This window comes from Aquibacillus koreensis (genome assembly GCF_025154055.1).
Classification (GTDB): Bacteria; Bacillota; Bacilli; order Bacillales; family Amphibacillaceae; genus Aquibacillus_C; species Aquibacillus_C koreensis.
This window is the reverse complement of sequence record NZ_JAOALK010000054.1, coordinates 1-17,928: the sequence shown is the minus strand read 5'-3', so window position 1 is coordinate 17,928 and position 17,928 is coordinate 1. Positions and strand designations below refer to the sequence as shown.

The following is a 17,928-nucleotide window of genomic DNA, read 5'->3' as shown; positions in this document are numbered from 1 at the left end:
CACATTTTCAAATAGTTTTGACAATTTATGCACAGTTCAAGCTAATTGTTTAACGTTCCTCTACTGGCACATAATACTGGTTTTTTGGACCAACGTATTCTGCACGTGGACGGATTAAGCGGTTATTATCATATTGTTCAAGCATATGTGCTAACCAACCAGAGAAACGACTCATGGCAAAAATAGGCGTAAATAAATCATGATCTATTCCTAAGCTGTGGTACACAGATGCTGAATAAAAGTCTACATTAGCAGGTAATCCTTTTTCTGCTTTAATATAATCCTCTATTTTAACAGACATTTCATACCATTTTGATTGACCAGTAAGCTCTGTTAATTCTTTAGACATTTTTTTCAAATGTTTCGCTCTCGGATCACCTTTTCTATAAACACGGTGTCCCATACCCATGATTTTTTCTTTGTTCGCCATCTTTTCCTTAATATAAGGAATAGCGTTGTCTACTTCACCAATTTCAGTAAGCATCTTCATTACACGTTCGTTCGCTCCACCATGTAATGGACCTTTTAAAGCTCCAATAGCTGCTGTGATACCAGAATAAACATCGGACAAGGTTGCAACACAAACACGAGAAGTAAAAGTAGATGCATTTAATTCATGGTCCGCATGTAAAACAAGTGCTTTATTAATTGCTTCCACTTCGATTGCTTCTGGCTCTTTGCCGTTTAGCATATAAAGGAAGTTTGCTGCATAGCTATAATCACTTTTCGGTGAAATAGGTTCCTTACCTTCTCTGATTCTTGCAAACGCAGTAACAACCGATGCAATTTTAGCTTGGAGTCGAACAGCTTTACGTAGGTTTGCACTAGGATCCATTTCATCAGCTTCTGAATCGAACAAACCAAGTAAGGAAACAGCCGTTCTCAAAGCTGCCATTGGATGAACAGTTTTTAAGTCATAAGATTTAAAATGATCAATGACTTCTTTTGGGAGTTCCATATTTTGATTAAGTTGGCTTTTAATTTCTTTTAATTCTTCGCTATTCGGGAGTCGCTTATTCCATAACAGAAACACTACTTCCTCAAAGCTAGAATTCTCCGCTAAGTCATCAATCGTAAAACCAACATAAGTTAGTTGGTCATCAATAATCGAACTAATCGATGATTCTGTGGCAATAACCCCTTCTAGTCCTTTGGTGGTTGACATTGCATCCCTCTCCTTTTCTTTATCCTATTAGCTACATGTGGCCAAATATTTACATAAATAGACCACCTGAGTCTATGCTCTGAGCATCCCCACTGTAATTATAAATTATTTGGAATTGTTTGTGAAATGAAACCGATTAAATTTTTTATAGCCCCCACACTAATATGGAAATTATCATCTCTATTTTAATGTGATTTTGGTAGACTAACCGAAGCATAACTTTCTATTTTATAAACATATTTTTTACATTTACCTACATTATGTAATAAAAAAATCTACTGCTTTCATCACCATATAAGCTATTCCTGCACCAATTAATGGACCAACTGCGACACCCTGAAAAAATACAACTGCCAGGATCGTTCCCATCACTAACGCTGTTGTTATATGCGGGTCATCTGCCAATAACGTTAACCCATTTTTAGCGATTAATGCAACAAATACACCTGCACCAAGTGCAATCCATGCATAGTACGATTTTACACTTTGAAGTAGATCATGAAAACCTATTTCACCAGTTGCAATTGGAACTAGTACCGCTATTGTAATAATCGTTACTCCCAATCCAATTCCTTTATCCTGTAGATAAGGAAATAACTTATCATCCATCTTGAAAAGTTGAATCCCAATCAGTACATAAACGGCAATCATAATCGATTGATTTTTTCCTATATAACCTAATAAAAAAAGGACTAATAAGAACAGAGTTGATTGATGAAACATCTCGTGGTCCTCGCTTTCTTCATTCTTGTAGCTCAGTACAATAACCTCACAAATAAAAATAATTTGGGCTACTATTAGTCTCTATCCAAATCTAGTTTTAATACTACCACATATTTTTTGCATATAGACAATATCTATATACTAAGAAGGAGTGTGGCAAGATGAGCCTTACTAATATTTATCGAATGCTGCGTTTGATTATCGTGCTAATTTCGGTTGTCGTAATCGCACTATGTCTGTTTTATATTACTACTTATACATATCCGTTTATTTTTGCTGTCATGATTGCGTTTATACTTAACCCGGTTGTAAACTTTCTAGAGTTCAAACTAAATATAAATCGTCCAATAGCTGTTTTTCTTTCAATCTTGTTTGTACTTGCGTTCATTACTGGGATTATAACAATTCTCGTCGTTGAATTAATAAATGGTACAACCTACCTTGCAGAGCAAATACCTACACATTATCAAGCTTTAGTCATTTTCTTTCAAGAATTAATTGCAGAAAAAATCATTCCTATCTATCAACAAATAGCATCCATGTTTAGTACGCTTGAGGAGAACCAACAAGACGTTATTTTACAGAACATACAAGATGTTGGGGAAAATATTGCCTCGCAAGGTGCACTACTGCTACAACAAATCTTACAAAATATGCCGAAAGCGCTTGGGAACGTATCAAATTACGTCACAATCCTTATCTTTTCCTTATTGGGTACTTTTTTTATTAGTAAAGATTGGTACAAGCTAAAGGAAATGTTTATGAAACACACGCCAGAACTCGTTAATACTTCAACCTCTTATATTATTAAAGAATTAAAAAAAGCATTATTCGGGTTTGTAAAAGCACAATTCACCTTGATTACGATAACAGGCATCATTGTCATGATTGGCTTGGTAATTCTTCAAGTAGAATACGCCTTTACTATCGCTATCATTACGGCTGCCATTGATATCCTTCCATACTTAGGAACCGGTTTAGTTTTTATTCCTTGGATCGTTTATTCATTCTTATCTGGTGACTACTTCTTAACGATTGGGTTGTCCATTTTATATGTTACTGTTGTCGTACAAAGACAGTTAATGGAACCTAAGGTATTATCTAATAATATTGGGTTAAACCCTTTAGCAACCTTAATCGCTCTTTTTGTTGGTTATCAAATATGGGGATTTCTAGGGTTAATCATTGGTCCAGTCTTACTTGTAGTACTAAACACGATCCATCGTGCAGGTGTAATCCACTATGTATGGTTGTATATTAAAGGAGATGAAATAAAAAAGAACTGATGGTAGATCAGTTCATCAAGGTCTATCGTCTATAAAAGGTGATCGTGCCTCTTTCCATCATTGTTCTTAAGGCTTTTTGCATGCCTCGTTTTATTGGATCTCGCGTAACAGGAAGTAATAATAGGAAGCCCATTGCATCGGTAATAAAACCAGGTGTTAATAAGACTGCTGCTCCAAGTAATATACAGATGCCATCAAATATTTCACCATGTGGCAATTGCCCATAAGACATCGATTGTCTTGCTCTATTAATCGTATCTAACCCCTGTTTCTTGGCTAACCATGCACCGATTACACCTGTTAATACAATGAGAAGTACGACCCACCATGGTCCGATTATTCCACCTGCCCAAACGAGTATTCCGATCTCCAATGCTGGGACAATAAGTATAAACAATAACATCCATCGAAACATTATCAGCTCTCCTTACTTTCATGTCATTCATTTAACGAAAGTGTAAAAGTAAAGAGAAGGGAAATTCCCTTCTCTCTTTCTCGTTTGTTGTTTAAAAATTATAGTACACTAGCGTGGCCTTCGTATATATCGCCTCTATTAGCATCGATCGTTATATCTTTGCCACTTTCAATTAATTCAACAGCTTTTTCTACACCTACAATAACTGGAATACCTAAACTTAATCCAACTACTGCAGCATGTGAAGTAAGGCCACCTTCTTCTGTAATAATCCCACTAGCCTTTTCAATAGCAGGCATCATGTCTTTATCAGTACCATAGGTAACAATTATATCATCTTGTTGGACGTTTTGAAGTGCTTCTTCTGTATTTTTTACAACTACAGCTCTACCATAAGTACTTCCTTTACCAACACCTTGTCCTTTTGCTAGGACATCACCAATTACGTGAATTTTCATTAGGTTTGTCGTACCACTTTCTCCTACAGGAACTCCTGCTGTAATAATCACACGATCACCACGTTTAAACCTGTCTGTAGCTAATCCGCGTTCTATAGCTACATCCAATACATCGTCCGTTGTATAAGCTAATTCACCAGTAATCGTTTCTACACCCCAAACAAGTGATAGTCTACGACTTACTTGCTCATCAAAGGTTACAGCGATAATAGGTGCCTCTGGGCGGTATTTAGAAATCATTCTAGCAGTATGTCCACTTACTGTTGGTGTAAGAATAGCATCAACATTTAAGTTCATCGCTGAGTGATTAACCGATTGGCTGATCGCATCTGTGATTGTCATATCACTTGATTTAGAACGTAAGTCAAGAATTGCTTTGTGATCAAGTGCTGTTTCAGCTTTTTTAGCAATATTACTCATTGTTTGAACAGCTTCGACTGGATAATCACCAGCTGCAGTTTCACCAGACAACATAATTGCATCTGATCCGTCAAAAATTGCATTCGCGACGTCAGAAGCTTCTGCTCTTGTTGGTCTAGGGTTTCTTTGCATAGAATCTAACATTTGCGTAGCAGTAATAACCGGCTTTCCAGCAGTGTTACATTTGCGAATCATGTCTTTTTGTACTAGTGGAACATCTTCAGGTGGGATCTCAACACCTAAGTCACCACGAGCTACCATTAAACCATCACTTACTTGAAGGATTTCTTCTAAGTTATCTACACCTTCTTGGTTTTCGATCTTAGGAATGATGTGGATATGTGTCGCATTATTTTCTTCAAGTAACCCTCTAATTTCTAATACGTCAGATGAACGACGAACAAAAGATGCAGCAATAAAGTCTACGCCTTGTTCAATACCAAACTTGATATCTTGTGCATCCTTCTCTGTAATACCTGGTAAATTTACACTTACGTTCGGTACGTTTACACCTTTTTTATTCTTAAGTAAGCCAGAGTTTAACGCTATTGTCTTTAACTCATTTTTATCTTTTAAGACTTCCGTAACTTCTAGTTCAATTAAACCATCATCTAGTAATAGTTTTGACCCAACATGAACATCATCAATTAATTGTGGGTATGTTACAGAGATTCTTTCAGCAGTTCCTTCGATATCTTCCATGGATACATAAACAGTAGCACCCTTTTCCAACTGTGCTTGGCCATCTTTTAATGTACCTGTTCTAATCTCTGGTCCTTTAGTATCTAATAATATTGCTATCGTTTTACCCGTTTTTTTGGCAGCTTCACGGATATTTACAATACGTTGGCCATGTTCTTCAAAATCACCATGTGAAAAATTTAAACGTGCAACGTTCATACCAGCTTCCATTAGTTGTGTTAGTTTCTCTACTGATTCTGATGCTGGTCCAATCGTACAAACAATCTTAGTCCTTCTCATTTCTTATTTCCTCCTTAATTTCTAAAACAACAATATAAGAATCGATATTCATTAAAGTATAACGAGTATCGCGGTTCTTCATTCATAATCCTACTTAGTATGAGTTGATTAACCCAAAATTAAATAGACAATTCATTGGATAATCTGTACATATCCATATTAATATGGTGCTTCTGTTGCAAAATTTCTATTATATCATGGTCTACGAGTTCATTTTTCTGAATCCCAACCATTCTTCCTGCCTTGCCATCTAGTAATAAATCAACGGCCTTGGCTCCAAGTCGACTAGCTAATACCCGGTCAAATCCAGATGGTGAGCCGCCTCGTTGAATATGACCCAATACAGTTACTCTCGTATCCATATTAGTAGCCTCTTCTATACGCTTTCCATAATCGATACCACTACCAATTCCTTCAGCTAATATGATAATACTATGTTTCTTTCCTCTTTTTTGACCTCTGATTAATTTTTGAACAACAGAATCAAAGTCATCTGGCTTCTCTGGTATAAGAATACTTTCGGCGCCGTCTGCAAGCCCAGCCCATAAAGCTAAATCTCCCGCATTTCGCCCCATTACTTCAACAACATATGTACGTTCATGTGATGTAGCTGTATCTCGAATTTTATCAATCGCATCTATTATCGTATTTAAAGCTGTATCAAATCCAATGGTGAAATCTGTACCAGGAATATCGTTATCGATTGTTCCAGGAACACCAATACATGGATAACCTTTTTGGGTCAATTTTTCTGCTCCACGAAAAGATCCATCACCGCCAATCACAATTAAACCTTCAATTCCAAATCGATTTAATTGTTCAATAGCCTTCTGTTGACCTTGTTCCGTTTTGAACTCTTCCGATCTTGCTGAATAGAGAATCGTACCTCCACGTTGAATAATGTCTCCAACAGAACCTAATATCATCTGTTTAATGTTACCTTCCATAAGTCCCTGATAACCATTATAGACGCCATAAACCTCAATATCATGGTAAATGCATTTTCTAACAACAGCACGCACTGCTGCATTCATTCCAGGAGCATCCCCGCCACTAGTTAGAACACCTATTTTTTTCATCACGCTCACCTCTTTAAAAATATATCTTATAAACTGTCCCCATTACAAGTTAACCTTAAACAAGATGAATTCCAATTTAGATTATACAGGAAAGATTTGATTATCTCATCCCCAAATATGACAAATTTGGAGCAATTCCACTTCGGAACATAATTTACCCTTGCCAACGACGTTGACAAGGGCAATTTTAATACTATCACATCTTGCACGGATAGTAATAGAAAAATTACCACTTAAAGAGAAAAAATTACGAAAGGATACCTACATCACCAATCTGCTTATATTTTTCCCATCTTTTTTCAAGTAATTCTTCTTTACTCATTTTATTCAATTGTTCAAGAGATTTAGTTAAAATTCCCCCCATATAATTAGCTTGTTCTGTTACATCACGATGCGCTCCACCCCTTGGTTCTTGGATGACTTCATCAACAATATTTAATTCTTTTAAATCATAAGAAGTTATTTTTAATGATTCCGCTGCTCTTTGTGCTTGCTTTGAATCCTTCCAAAGTAAAGCCGCTGCTCCCTCTGGAGAAATAACAGAATACGTAGAATTTTCTAACATGTGGATATGGTCTGTCACACCTAGAGCTAGTGCACCACCACTACCACCTTCACCTATAACAACACTAATTAAAGGCACGGTTAATCCAGCCATTTCCATAAGGTTTCGAGCAATCGCTTCACTTTGCCCTCTTTCCTCAGCTGCTTTACCTGGATAAGCACCTTTTGTATCGATAAAAGTTATAATTGGACGATTAAATTTATTTGCTTGTTTCATGTGTCGCAATGCTTTACGGTACCCTTCAGGATGAGGCATACCAAAATTTCTGGTAATGTTCTCTTTCGTATTTTTACCCCGTTGTTGACCAATAACCGTTATTGGTTTACCTTGAAACTTTGCAATACCAGATACAATCGCTTCGTCATCACCATATAAACGATCTCCATGAAATTCAATAAAATCAGTAAAAAGACATGAAATGTAGTCTAATGTAGTGGGACGATCTGGATGTCTTGCAATCTGCACACGGTCCCATGGCTTTAAACTACCGTAAATATCACTTTCTAGTTTTTCTAAGCGTTGTTCTAATGTATTTATTTCGTTAGTAAGGTCAAAATCACTATCTGCTGTTAACCTTTTTAACTCATCTATTTTTTCTCTTAACTCTATAATTGGTTTTTCAAATTCTAGCACTTGTTTCAAGGTGATTCCCCCTTACTGATGAATATCTAGTATCGTTGATAAGACGCTTTTCATCTCATGTCTAGGAATTACTTTATCCAACTGACCATGTTTTAATTGGAATTCAGCTGTTTGAAAGTCATCTGGAAGTTTTTCTCTTATTGTTTGTTCTATAATTCGTCTTCCTGCAAAACCGATTAACGCACCCGGTTCGGCAAAGTTGTAATCTCCTAAGGTTGCAAAACTTGCAGATACGCCACCAGTAGTTGGATTGGTCATGACGGAAATAAATAGTCCCCCAGACTTATTAAATCGCTCAATTGCTACCGATGTTTTACTCATTTGCATAAGACTAAGAACCCCTTCTTGCATTCTTGCTCCACCAGAAGCAGTAAATATGATTAGCGGAATCGACTCAGTCCTAGCGTTTTCAATTGCTCTTGCGATTTTTTCGCCAACAACCGAACCCATGCTTCCCATACGGAATCTAGCATCCATCACAGCTATAGCCGTTTCCAAACCATTTATTTTACCTTTTCCAGTTACAACTGCTTCGTTAATCCCCGTTTTTTGTCTATCTTTTTCTAGTTTTTCCTCATAATCCGGAAATTGTAGTGGGTTTTTTGAGATTAATTGGTCATCCCATTCCATAAAGGTGTCCTCATCTAATAAACTTTCAATGCGATGATGTGCACTTAATTGATGATGGAAACCACATTCAGGACAAACATTTAAGTTTTTAATCATTTCTTTGCGATACATGATCTTTTGGCAACCCTGACATTTTTGCATTAATCCTTGTGGTATTTCTTGTTTTGCTTCCTCTCTTGGAATAGAAGCATATTTCTTTTTCTTACTAAAAAAATCTTTAAGCAAAGGTTTTTCCTCCTTTAAAGCCCCCAGGTTCATTGACTAATCTTTCTAGTTCTATTAATTATTCATAAATTGTGCTTCTATTGATACAAATTGCTTCTTTTTATAAGCCTGTAGGATTTCGATATAAAAAGACTGGTTATAATAGTTAGTTTCTTCCATTGTACTAGAAAAGTCATAAAGTAACTTCCAAATTGTTTCTAGCAAATAATTATCTGCCTTTTTAAAAATAATGATAAAAAACTGCTCATACCTTTTTTTAGGGTCTAGTCCATTATTTGAATAAACGGATTCTAATTCTTCTATTACCCCTTCATTCATTTTACTATAAGCAAGCTTTGCAGCCTCTTTCTCTACAATTGCTTTACAAGAAAGAATATCCTTTCGTGTTTTTGTCTCCTGTAGAATAAATGCAGATAACAATTCTACCGTGTGATACGTTCGATAAGGTTTCAAAAATGTCCCCTCACCACGACGGGTTTCAATAAGTCCAAGTAGTTCTAGCGCTCTTAAAGCTTCACGTACAGAAGACCTACCCGCCTGCAGTTGCTCAGATAGCTCTCGCTCAGAAGGTAGTCTGTCACCTGGAGAAAGCTTATTTTCTTTTATGAAATGCTTAATTTGATCTAATATTTCTTCATATACTTTAGATTTTGTTGACATGGACTGCTGAGCTGTCCCTCCCTCAAAATTCCAAGATGTCTGCATTATTCGTTACCAATTGTTAGAGAAACACGCATTCGCTCGCCCTTTTGCTAATGTGTTCGTCCATAAAGGGATAACCAAGACCCTTATTCTTAGACTTATAACCACACCGAATAAACTTGTTCACATAAAACTTAGTCCTTCTTAACGTAAAATTAAAATAATAGCAAAACTATTTTTCACTTTATATTGGTCAGACCACTTAACTATTACATTATAACAGATGAAAAAGTCGTGTAAAGCATAGACAACATAATCCCTTTTCTAGTAAAAATCATTTATCCTGTTTATTGTTTCTTTATTATAGTAGCCCCTATCTAAATCCCTTTACACTAATAAAGAAAGCAACGTATTATCAAAATACGTTGCTCATCCATGTTTATGATCTGTTACATTTTTTAGAACTACTTGTTTAGATCCAAAGATATTTTCTAAAGCAGTAATTGCTGTTTTAGAACGATGAATATAATAGTCACTTGCTAGCTGATAGGTTTTCTTTGTATGTTCATCATATACGATGATCGGAACCGTACCAGGATTCTCTTCTGCAACCTGTCTTATTTGTTGTAATCCCATTTTACTATTTTCTTCTGTTAGTTTGATAAAGATTCTTGTTTCCACTTTATTTTCCAGATTGGCATCTTGAAAAGGAGTAAGTTCAGCGATAAGAAGCTGCGTTCTGTTATTTCTAACTTCTACCTTCCCCTTCATACATACTAACATTCCATCTTTCATCCATGGCTTTACTTGTCTAAATACATCTGGAAATAATACGGCATCCATTTCATCTGTTTCATCAGAAAAACTTACAAATGCCATTCCTTCGCCACGTTTCGTGCGAATTGTCTTTATCTCTTGTACTACTCCACTAGTCAACATATTTTGTTTTCCTACATGCTTTTGTATTTCCATTAAGCTAAGATAACCATTTTCTCGTAATGTTTTTCGATGCTCTGCTAGTGGATGACTAGAAACATACATGCCAAGTAATTCTTTTTCTAACGTTAATTGCTTCATTTGAGGAAAAGGATCTGTTTCATTATAGGATACATCTAGTTCAATATCTTTTTGAAAAAAGGAGGGTTGATCATCGAACTCTTTGAATAATTCTCCTTGCTCCATAGCTGAATCTAGACTTGCCAACAAACTAGCACGATTAGGATTCGTATCATCAAAAGCACCTACTAAAATTAGTACCTCAATTATTTGTCGATTGATAATGTTCAGTGGCACACGTAAGCAAAAATCAAATAAGTGCTTAAATGGTCCATCTTTTCGCACCTGTATTATTTCTTTTATCACTTGGTGCCCAATACCTTTAATAGAAAGAAGACCCATTCTTATTGCATTTTTCTCGACCGTAAACTTCCCAAAGCTTTTATTGATCGAAGGAGGTAAGATATTAATTTGCAATTCATTTGCTTCTTTTAAATAAGCTCGTATCTTGTCATGTTGACCTGAAATTGAGCTTAATATTTCTGCCAAAAAATGCGTAGGATAATGTGCCTTCAAGTAAGCCAACTGATAGGAAATCATACTATACGCAACTGCATGACTTCGGTTGAACCCATAGTTTGAAAACCGAACAATCCATTCAAATAGCTCTTCCGCAACTTTTCGCTGATAGCCATTTTTCATGCATCCAGAAATAAAATGTTCTCTTTCTTCCTCCATGACTGCTTTTTGTTTTTTACTTATTGCTCTTCTTAATAAATCTGCTTGTCCTAATGTGAAACCAGCCACCTTATTGGCAATTTGCATGATTTGTTCTTGATAAACAAGGACACCATAGGTTTGCTTTAAAATTGGTTGTAAATCACCATGTGGGTAACTAACGGGTTCTTCCTTGTGCTTCCTTTTTATATACACAGGGATATATTCCATTGGACCTGGTCGATACAAAGCATTGACAGCAACCACATCTTCAAAATGATTTGGCATTAACTTTTTCAATACATTTTTCATCCCTTGCGACTCCAATTGGAATACACCGTTTGTTTTTCCCTTTTGTAAAAGCGAAAAGGTTCTTGGATCCTGTAATGGAATAGCATCTAAGTCAATGACTTTCTTCTCTTTTCTTTCAATCGTTGCCACTATTCTTTCTAATAACGTTAAGTTTCGAAGACCTAGGAAATCTATTTTGAGTAAGCCAATTGTTTCTAATTCTTTCATGGCATACTGCGTTAAGTAGCCACCATGTGATGTAGTTAGGGGCACATGTTCAACTAATGGCTGTTCACTTATGACGACACCAGCTGCGTGGGTGGAAATATGTCTTGGTAAACCCTCCAACTTTGTAGCAATCTTAAACAACATTTGTAATTTTTCCGACTGTTTCACGTATTCCGTAAGCTCTTTTGACGCTTTGACACTCGTAACAACAGAGCCTGAACCTTGTGCAGGAATCTCCTTCAAAATAAAAGAAGCGTCTTGATCATCGATGTCCATTACCTTAAATAACTCACGCAAAACAGACCTTGTAGCAAAAGTTCCAAACGTAATAATTTGTGCAACATGATCTATTCCATATTTGTTTCTTACATACGCAATCACTTCGTCTCGACGCGCATCTGAAAAGTCGATGTCGATATCTGGCATCGTCACGCGCTCTGGATTTAAAAAACGTTCAAATAGAAGCTTATACTGAATTGGATCCACATTTGTAATATCTAATAAATAGGCTACTAAAGAGCCTGCTGCCGATCCCCTCCCAGGACCGACCATAATACCTTCTTTTCTAGCAAAACGGATGAAGTCCCAAACAATAAGAAAATAATCGCTAAATTGCATCTCTTGTAGCACTTTTAATTCATAATCAAGACGATTATTGATCTCCGGTGTCATTTGCTTGTATTTCGCAGGCAAAGACTCCATACACAGTTTTCTTAAGTAGGTTGCGGAAGTCTCATTTTCAGGAACTTGATACTTTGGTAGCATCTGTGTGTGTAGCTCTAATTTCACGTTACATTGCTCGACAATGTCACTGGTCTTTTGTAGTAAAGAAGGCCATGATCCGAATCTAGTTTGTAATTCTTGTTTACTATATAAATGGTTGCTAGAAACGCCACTCTCTTCATCCTGGCTCCATTTTCTTCCTTCATTTATTGCTTGTAAGCAAGTGAAAGCAGCTAAGTCAGCCTCATGTAAAAACCTAACATCACTTATAGCTACTCCTTGCAATCCCTGGTTCATGCAAAATGCTTCGATTCTAGATTGCATTGATAGTTGATTTTGATCAATTCCTAAATAAAAACTATCTACTTGTACAACCTTTTTCCAGTCTTCTATGTATGCATTTGCCTCTTGATCACGATCGTTTGACAAGAGATCAAGTAAATGAGTACGCATAGGAAGAATAACAACGAGGTTCGAAGTGTAGAACTCTAAATCATTTTGATGCATTCGCTTTTGCTCTTGTAACTGGATATGGGAACTCAACTGTAACAAATCACGATATCCGTCTATGTTTTTCGCTAACACAATACATGTGTGCATTTCTCCACTTACTACTTCGACGTCAATCGTCATCCCAATTATTGGTTTGATTCCTGCTTTATAACAAGCCTCGTAAAAGGAAATAGCTCCATACATCACATTTTCATCTGTTAATGCAATGGAACGAAAACCTAATTCCTTTGCACTTTTAACCAATCGCTCTATTTGAATTGTACTTTGCATAATACTAAATCCACTTCTTACCTGTAAGTGAGCATAGGTCATTATTTTCCCACCTTAATAATCTAGTTCGTTACTTATGTTAAGGTCCTAAGCCAGCATATGGTCTTTACACCTAATTCTTCCATGATCATTAAACTTTCTTAACTTCTATTATAACGGAAGGACTATACAATCAAAATCATTAACATATCTTGTCCATTCCTTTCATAAATTTAAAGGAGTGAAGGATCCAATGGCAAGGTATATGTTATTCGTATTAAACGGCTTGCCTTAACAGGTGAAAGCCTTTGTTTTTCTCATTCGATCTACCATAATGATAGTAGACCAAAAAGGAGAGGGAAATATGGAAGAAAGATTTATTTCCTCTATGATTCAATGTTATTTTATAGCATTAGGAGTTATCATGGGAGGCTCATTAATAGGCAGCATAGGTGCTTTTGCTACGGGAGAACCACCACTAACACTTATGGGACGCATTGCGAAAAGTTTAAGAATATGGGCCATTGTAGCTGCAATCGGAGGAACATTTGACGCCATTTCAAATTTTGAAAAAGGAATTTTTGAAGGATCAACTTTAGATATGTTAAAACAAATTTTACTGATCGTTACAGCAATGGGTGGTGTGCAGACTTCACTCATGGTCATTGAATGGTTAACACAGGAGGAGATCGAGTAATGCACATACCTCCTTACTATAAACGGGCGGGCTGGCAACGTTTTTTAGCGGGAGCATTTATTGGTGCTATTATTTCCTTTGCGATTTTCCTCTATATGTATGGTCAATTCCAAGAAAGATGGATAGAAGACAATTTAAGTCTTAGATCTGAACTCAATACGTTACAGCGAAATTATGAGGCGCTTGAAGAAAGTAAAAATAAACTTGATGAACAATCAAAAAAAGAAATAACGGTTGAAGAGATCGAGATAAGTATAGAAAATGAAAAACAATTAAAACTCGACCGACTTATCGTTCATACATTAGAGCAAAAAATACTAGACGAAATAAATCATGTCATTGGCCAAAGTACGAATAGCTTATCTGAAAACTATCAACTCTTAACTGCAGCGATTGAAAACAAAACATTACATGAAGATAACTTTTCGTATCAAGCTGTCGTGAAAAACCTATTTATCATATCACAACGTCTAGTAATTAATGTGGAGCTCAAACTGGCAAATTAAAGCATGAACTTTTTTTGAATTTTTTCAATTTCTTAGGTCAATCCTTCTTTTCTTTAATATAATTATAATAAGATATCATTAGGCTTTTGTTTGTCTATAGATGTAGACAGTGTAAAATCCGAATAGAAGGGTGTGGTTGATCATGTTCATTATGAGCCGTAGCCTTATCGTAAAAGAAAAGTTAGATCGACTTACAAATGGATACAATGCGTATGCAGAATCCGATGAAATAATTCAAATGATGAAACGTGAAATTTCAAAATTGGATTTCACTGTTGTGTGTGATGAGTCGGAACATGGATGTTGGTTTATACCTCAAAGACCCTAACTTGCTTCAGATCACATTACGAAGGACTACCAATTGAATCGAGGTAGTCCTGTTTTTGTTGTTACTATATCATTATTGATTATTTGCACATGCTTCTTCTAAGTCTTTAATGACAGCCTCAGCTTCGTCCCAGTTATAGATGGTTGCACCAGAAGCCAGTGGATGTCCTCCTCCATTATACTTAGCAGCAATATCATTAATTACTGGACCCTTTGATCGCAAACGAACGCGGATTAAGTCCTCTTCCTCAACAAAAATTACCCAAGCACGTATTCCTTCGATATCACCTAAAATCCCAACGATTGAACTCGTTTCCGATGATGTTAATCCGAATTCCTCTAGTTTTTCCATCGTAATCTTTATCGAACTTACACCAGATTCTGACACATGGAAATTCTGTAATATATATCCTTTTAAACGAGCAACATTCATTTTTGTTTTATACATAGAGTCATATAATGCAGTTCGGTCAAAATTATAGGTAACCAGATCTGATGCATACAAAAAAGTTTTTTCCGTGGAACTGGGAAATAAAAACCTTCCAGTATCTCCAACAATACCTGCATATAATAAACTTGCTGCTCGATCATTGCACTTGAAACCTGATTCTTTTGCATGCATAAATAATTCATAGATCATCTCACTAGTAGAACTTGCTTCTGTATTTACCCATGCAATATCACCATATGGGTCAACACTTGGGTGATGGTCAATTTTGATTAACTCTTTTCCAGTACTGTAACGTTCATCAGCTATACGAGCTTGGTTAGCTGTATCACACACGATAACCAAAGCGTCTCGATACACTTCATCTTCAACTTCATCCATTTTCGCAAAAAAGGATAAAGATATATCTTCATCGCCAACAACGAATACACTTTTCTCTGCAAAAGAATGCTTTATAATTTCTGCCAATCCCACTTGCGAACCATACGCATCAGGGTCTGGCCGAACATGGCGGTGAATAATGATCGTTTGATATTCACGTATTTTATTTATTATCTCTTGTATCTCTTTTGTGTATTGCATTCGTACCAACACTCCTTCAATCATTTGCCTATTCAATCTTACATTCACATACCTAGCAAATCTATTAAAAAAAAGCTACAATGGAGAAAGACTAGATAGTTAGGAGCAAATCATATGATTATTTTCCCAATTGTAATTGTAGTTTCATTAATTTTATATGTGTACTATAAAGTGACGATCATACGAAGTAAAGATATGTTACAACAAGTTTACTTAAATGCAAAAGCAAAAATTTCACTCGGTGTATTTATTAGCTTTTTTGGAATTAATCAATATCTGTTTTATGAAACTAAATTTGCTTTATATGTAACGATTGTTTTTGTCATCCTAGGTGTTGCCCAAATCATTAGTGGATTTAAACGAACAAAACACTACGCCAATGAAATAAAGAAAAGGGAACAATCATAACCATGGGTGTTCCCTTTTTATTTGTTACTATAATACTAAAGGAAAGTGTATGTAATTGCTAGGTTTTGTTATAGATAATAAATAGAATTAACCTGAACGATCATGGACTTTGTAATGGCTAGCTTAAATGGAGGTTAACGGTCAATGAGTTGTCCCATCAGCACAGCTTTTCCTACAAGATCTTTATCATGAAAAACTTCCACGTCTACTTTTGCAGATTTACGTCCGACTTCTAGTATTCTTGATTTAATTTCTAACACACTTTCTAATTGTACTGGCTTCAAAAAGTACACGGACAGATTTTCCACCACAAGATCTCCCTTTTTATATTGTCTTAAGACTCTACCTCCTGCTTCAGTTACAAAAGAAACTAATACACCATATGATAATGTTCCTAATTGATTTGTCATTTGCGGCGTTACATCTGAGCGAAAAACCATGTTTTGATTGTCATCAGATAATACTTCTAACCTGCTTGTAACAATATCATCAATTGTTTCTCCAACTTGTGGTTGGCGTTGAATATGCTGCAATGCTTTTAATACATCCTGTCTTGAAATAAGTCCTACCAGTTTATTGTGATTATCAACAACAGGCATAATTTCTATTCCTTCCCAAACCATCATGTGCGCAGCATAGGCTAGAGATGTTTCTTTTAAAACTGTCATTGGATTTTTTGTCATTACTTTATCAATAGAGACGAGCTTATCTTTCCCAATAATATCCTTTGAAGTAACCATTCCAACTACCCGGTTATTTTCGTCTACTACAGGATATCGACTATGCGTTGTTTGTTCATTAAATTCATACCACTTCGTTAATTGATCTTTCGTTGTTAGAAAAAAAGTATGATCATATGGGATGAAGATATCGCCAATTAGTACAATCTCTTTTTTGATCAATTGATCATAGATTGCCCTATTAATCATTGCTGCAACTGTAAACGTATCATAGCTTGTAGAAATGATTGGTAGTTTCTTTTCATCAGCTAAACGTTTGACTTGGTCTTCCGTATCAAAGCCACCTGTAATAAGAACAGCCGCTCCTTCTTTAATTGCAAGCTCATGTGCTTCTACCCTATTTCCAACAATTAGCAACGAATCTTTTTCTGTATAACGCATCATGGCATCTAATTTCATTGCTCCAATAACAAACTTATTTAACGTTTTATATAATCCTTCTCTACCACCAAGGACCTGTCCATCTACAATACTAACAATTTCAGCAAAAGTTAGATGTTCAAAGTTCTCTTTTTTCTTTCGTTCAATTCGGATTGTCCCAACTCGTTCAATCGTACTAACAAGCCCTTGGTTCTCCGCTTCTTTAATCGCTCGATAAGCTGTTCCTTCACTTACATTCAGTTCTTTTGCAATTTGTCTAACTGATATTTTGTTTCCAACTTTAAGTGATTCAATAAAATTTAATATCTGTTCATGTTTGGTAGCCAAAGCCTCTCACCAATCTTTCCATCTGTACTAATTAATTATCCCCTATTGTTATTATACAGATGTGGAAGGATTGTATCAATTTTTTCCAAATTGATATTGTTTTTTATTTTCTTGTTCCATTGCTGGTGGCTTGGTCATTTTTAATAGTGTTGCTAAGTTAGAACCCACTACTAATATAAAAGAAGTAAGCCATCCTGCCCAAAAAACAGATGATGCTTTTGTTACTTCTCCGTTAATTGCAGGCCAAGCGAGATAGAGTAGAAAACAGGCTAATAAAATCCGTAATAAGGCATACTGTTTCATATCTTTCACTCCTCTGTATTATATATACCTAATACTATGCATACATTAGAGCGTTCATGATTTAAGCACACAAAAAGCCAGAAGAATACACTTCTGGCTTTTTTATAGTAAGCAATTAATACTGTGTAGTTGATCCATACTGTGCAGTAATTAAAGATGATAATACTGCTCTACCGTTCCGGAAATACACTCCGCTTTCCGTGGGGCGAGCGCCGAGCCGCTTCGTCGCTTCGCTCCTGCAGGGTCTCGCCTGTCTCGCAG

17 protein-coding genes are annotated in these 17,928 nt (G+C 36.0%); 5 read left to right on the top strand and 12 right to left on the bottom strand.

Features of this window, described 5'->3' with window-relative positions:
• Positions 1-49 precede the first annotated feature (49 nt).
• A complete protein-coding gene (citZ, locus tag NYQ66_RS15685; RefSeq protein WP_259870732.1) occupies positions 50-1,165 on the bottom strand; it encodes a citrate synthase in 1,116 nt (371 codons plus the stop codon).
• 258 nt (positions 1,166-1,423) lie between these two features.
• On the bottom strand, positions 1,424-1,888 hold the full coding sequence (locus NYQ66_RS15680; RefSeq protein WP_259870731.1) for a DUF441 domain-containing protein: 465 nt from the start codon (positions 1,886-1,888) through the stop codon (positions 1,424-1,426).
• Between the two features lie 161 nt (positions 1,889-2,049).
• On the opposite strand from NYQ66_RS15680, the gene ytvI reads away from it, so the two are divergent.
• Positions 2,050-3,174: a sporulation integral membrane protein YtvI gene (gene ytvI, locus NYQ66_RS15675; protein ID WP_259870729.1), complete on the top strand. Its 1,125-nt coding sequence runs from the start codon at positions 2,050-2,052 to the stop codon at positions 3,172-3,174.
• Positions 3,175-3,196: 22 nt separating this feature from the next.
• On the opposite strand, the gene NYQ66_RS15670 is transcribed toward ytvI, so the two are convergent.
• The 7 genes from NYQ66_RS15670 to dnaE form a co-directional block, all read right to left on the bottom strand.
• Positions 3,197-3,589: an FxsA family protein gene (locus NYQ66_RS15670; protein WP_259870727.1), complete on the bottom strand. Its 393-nt coding sequence runs from the start codon at positions 3,587-3,589 to the stop codon at positions 3,197-3,199.
• 98 nt (positions 3,590-3,687) lie between these two features.
• Entirely contained in the window at positions 3,688-5,448 is a 1,761-nt protein-coding gene (gene pyk, locus NYQ66_RS15665; RefSeq protein WP_259870726.1) for a pyruvate kinase, read from the bottom strand.
• A 119-nt stretch (positions 5,449-5,567) separates the two neighbouring features.
• Positions 5,568-6,527: a 6-phosphofructokinase gene (pfkA, locus tag NYQ66_RS15660; protein ID WP_259870725.1), complete on the bottom strand. Its 960-nt coding sequence runs from the start codon at positions 6,525-6,527 to the stop codon at positions 5,568-5,570.
• Positions 6,528-6,774: 247 nt separating this feature from the next.
• Positions 6,775-7,734, bottom strand: a complete 960-nt coding sequence (gene accA / locus NYQ66_RS15655) for an acetyl-CoA carboxylase carboxyl transferase subunit alpha (protein ID WP_259870723.1) — start codon at positions 7,732-7,734, stop codon at positions 6,775-6,777.
• A gap of 12 nt (positions 7,735-7,746) precedes the next feature.
• Entirely contained in the window at positions 7,747-8,589 is an 843-nt protein-coding gene (gene accD, locus NYQ66_RS15650) for an acetyl-CoA carboxylase, carboxyltransferase subunit beta (RefSeq protein WP_259870722.1), read from the bottom strand.
• A 54-nt stretch (positions 8,590-8,643) separates the two neighbouring features.
• A complete protein-coding gene (locus tag NYQ66_RS15645) occupies positions 8,644-9,249 on the bottom strand; it encodes a FadR/GntR family transcriptional regulator (protein ID WP_259870720.1) in 606 nt (201 codons plus the stop codon).
• Positions 9,250-9,660: 411 nt separating this feature from the next.
• Positions 9,661-13,011, bottom strand: a complete 3,351-nt coding sequence (gene dnaE, locus NYQ66_RS15640) for a DNA polymerase III subunit alpha (RefSeq protein ID WP_259870719.1) — start codon at positions 13,009-13,011, stop codon at positions 9,661-9,663.
• Positions 13,012-13,312: 301 nt separating this feature from the next.
• Between dnaE and NYQ66_RS15635 the strand changes: the two genes are divergently transcribed.
• The 3 genes from NYQ66_RS15635 (at position 13,313) to NYQ66_RS15625 (ending at position 14,479) form a co-directional block, all read left to right on the top strand.
• Complete coding sequence (locus NYQ66_RS15635; RefSeq protein ID WP_259870718.1) at positions 13,313-13,645, top strand: YtrH family sporulation protein; 333 nt, start codon at positions 13,313-13,315, stop codon at positions 13,643-13,645.
• Positions 13,645-14,151 carry a sporulation membrane protein YtrI gene (gene ytrI / locus NYQ66_RS15630; protein WP_259870717.1) on the top strand — a complete coding sequence of 169 codons (507 nt, stop codon included), beginning with the start codon at positions 13,645-13,647 and terminating at the stop codon, positions 14,149-14,151. Before NYQ66_RS15635 ends, ytrI begins: the two co-directional genes overlap by 1 nt.
• A gap of 142 nt (positions 14,152-14,293) precedes the next feature.
• A complete protein-coding gene (locus NYQ66_RS15625; RefSeq protein WP_259870716.1) occupies positions 14,294-14,479 on the top strand; it encodes a hypothetical protein in 186 nt (61 codons plus the stop codon).
• 72 nt (positions 14,480-14,551) lie between these two features.
• Here the strand turns inward: NYQ66_RS15625 and NYQ66_RS15620 are convergent, their stop codons facing one another.
• Positions 14,552-15,508 carry a DHH family phosphoesterase gene (locus NYQ66_RS15620; protein WP_259870715.1) on the bottom strand — a complete coding sequence of 319 codons (957 nt, stop codon included), beginning with the start codon at positions 15,506-15,508 and terminating at the stop codon, positions 14,552-14,554.
• 114 nt (positions 15,509-15,622) lie between these two features.
• On the opposite strand from NYQ66_RS15620, the gene NYQ66_RS15615 reads away from it, so the two are divergent.
• Positions 15,623-15,916 (top strand): YtpI family protein, encoded by a 294-nt coding sequence (locus tag NYQ66_RS15615; RefSeq protein WP_259870713.1) that lies wholly within the window; start codon positions 15,623-15,625, stop codon positions 15,914-15,916.
• Positions 15,917-16,050: 134 nt separating this feature from the next.
• Here NYQ66_RS15615 and NYQ66_RS15610 read toward each other — a convergent pair whose 3' ends face one another.
• Entirely contained in the window at positions 16,051-17,364 is a 1,314-nt protein-coding gene (locus NYQ66_RS15610) for a DRTGG domain-containing protein (RefSeq protein ID WP_259870712.1), read from the bottom strand.
• Between the two features lie 75 nt (positions 17,365-17,439).
• Positions 17,440-17,667, bottom strand: a complete 228-nt coding sequence (locus tag NYQ66_RS15605; RefSeq protein WP_259870711.1) for a hypothetical protein — start codon at positions 17,665-17,667, stop codon at positions 17,440-17,442.
• Between the last annotated feature and the right edge of the window lie 261 nt (positions 17,668-17,928).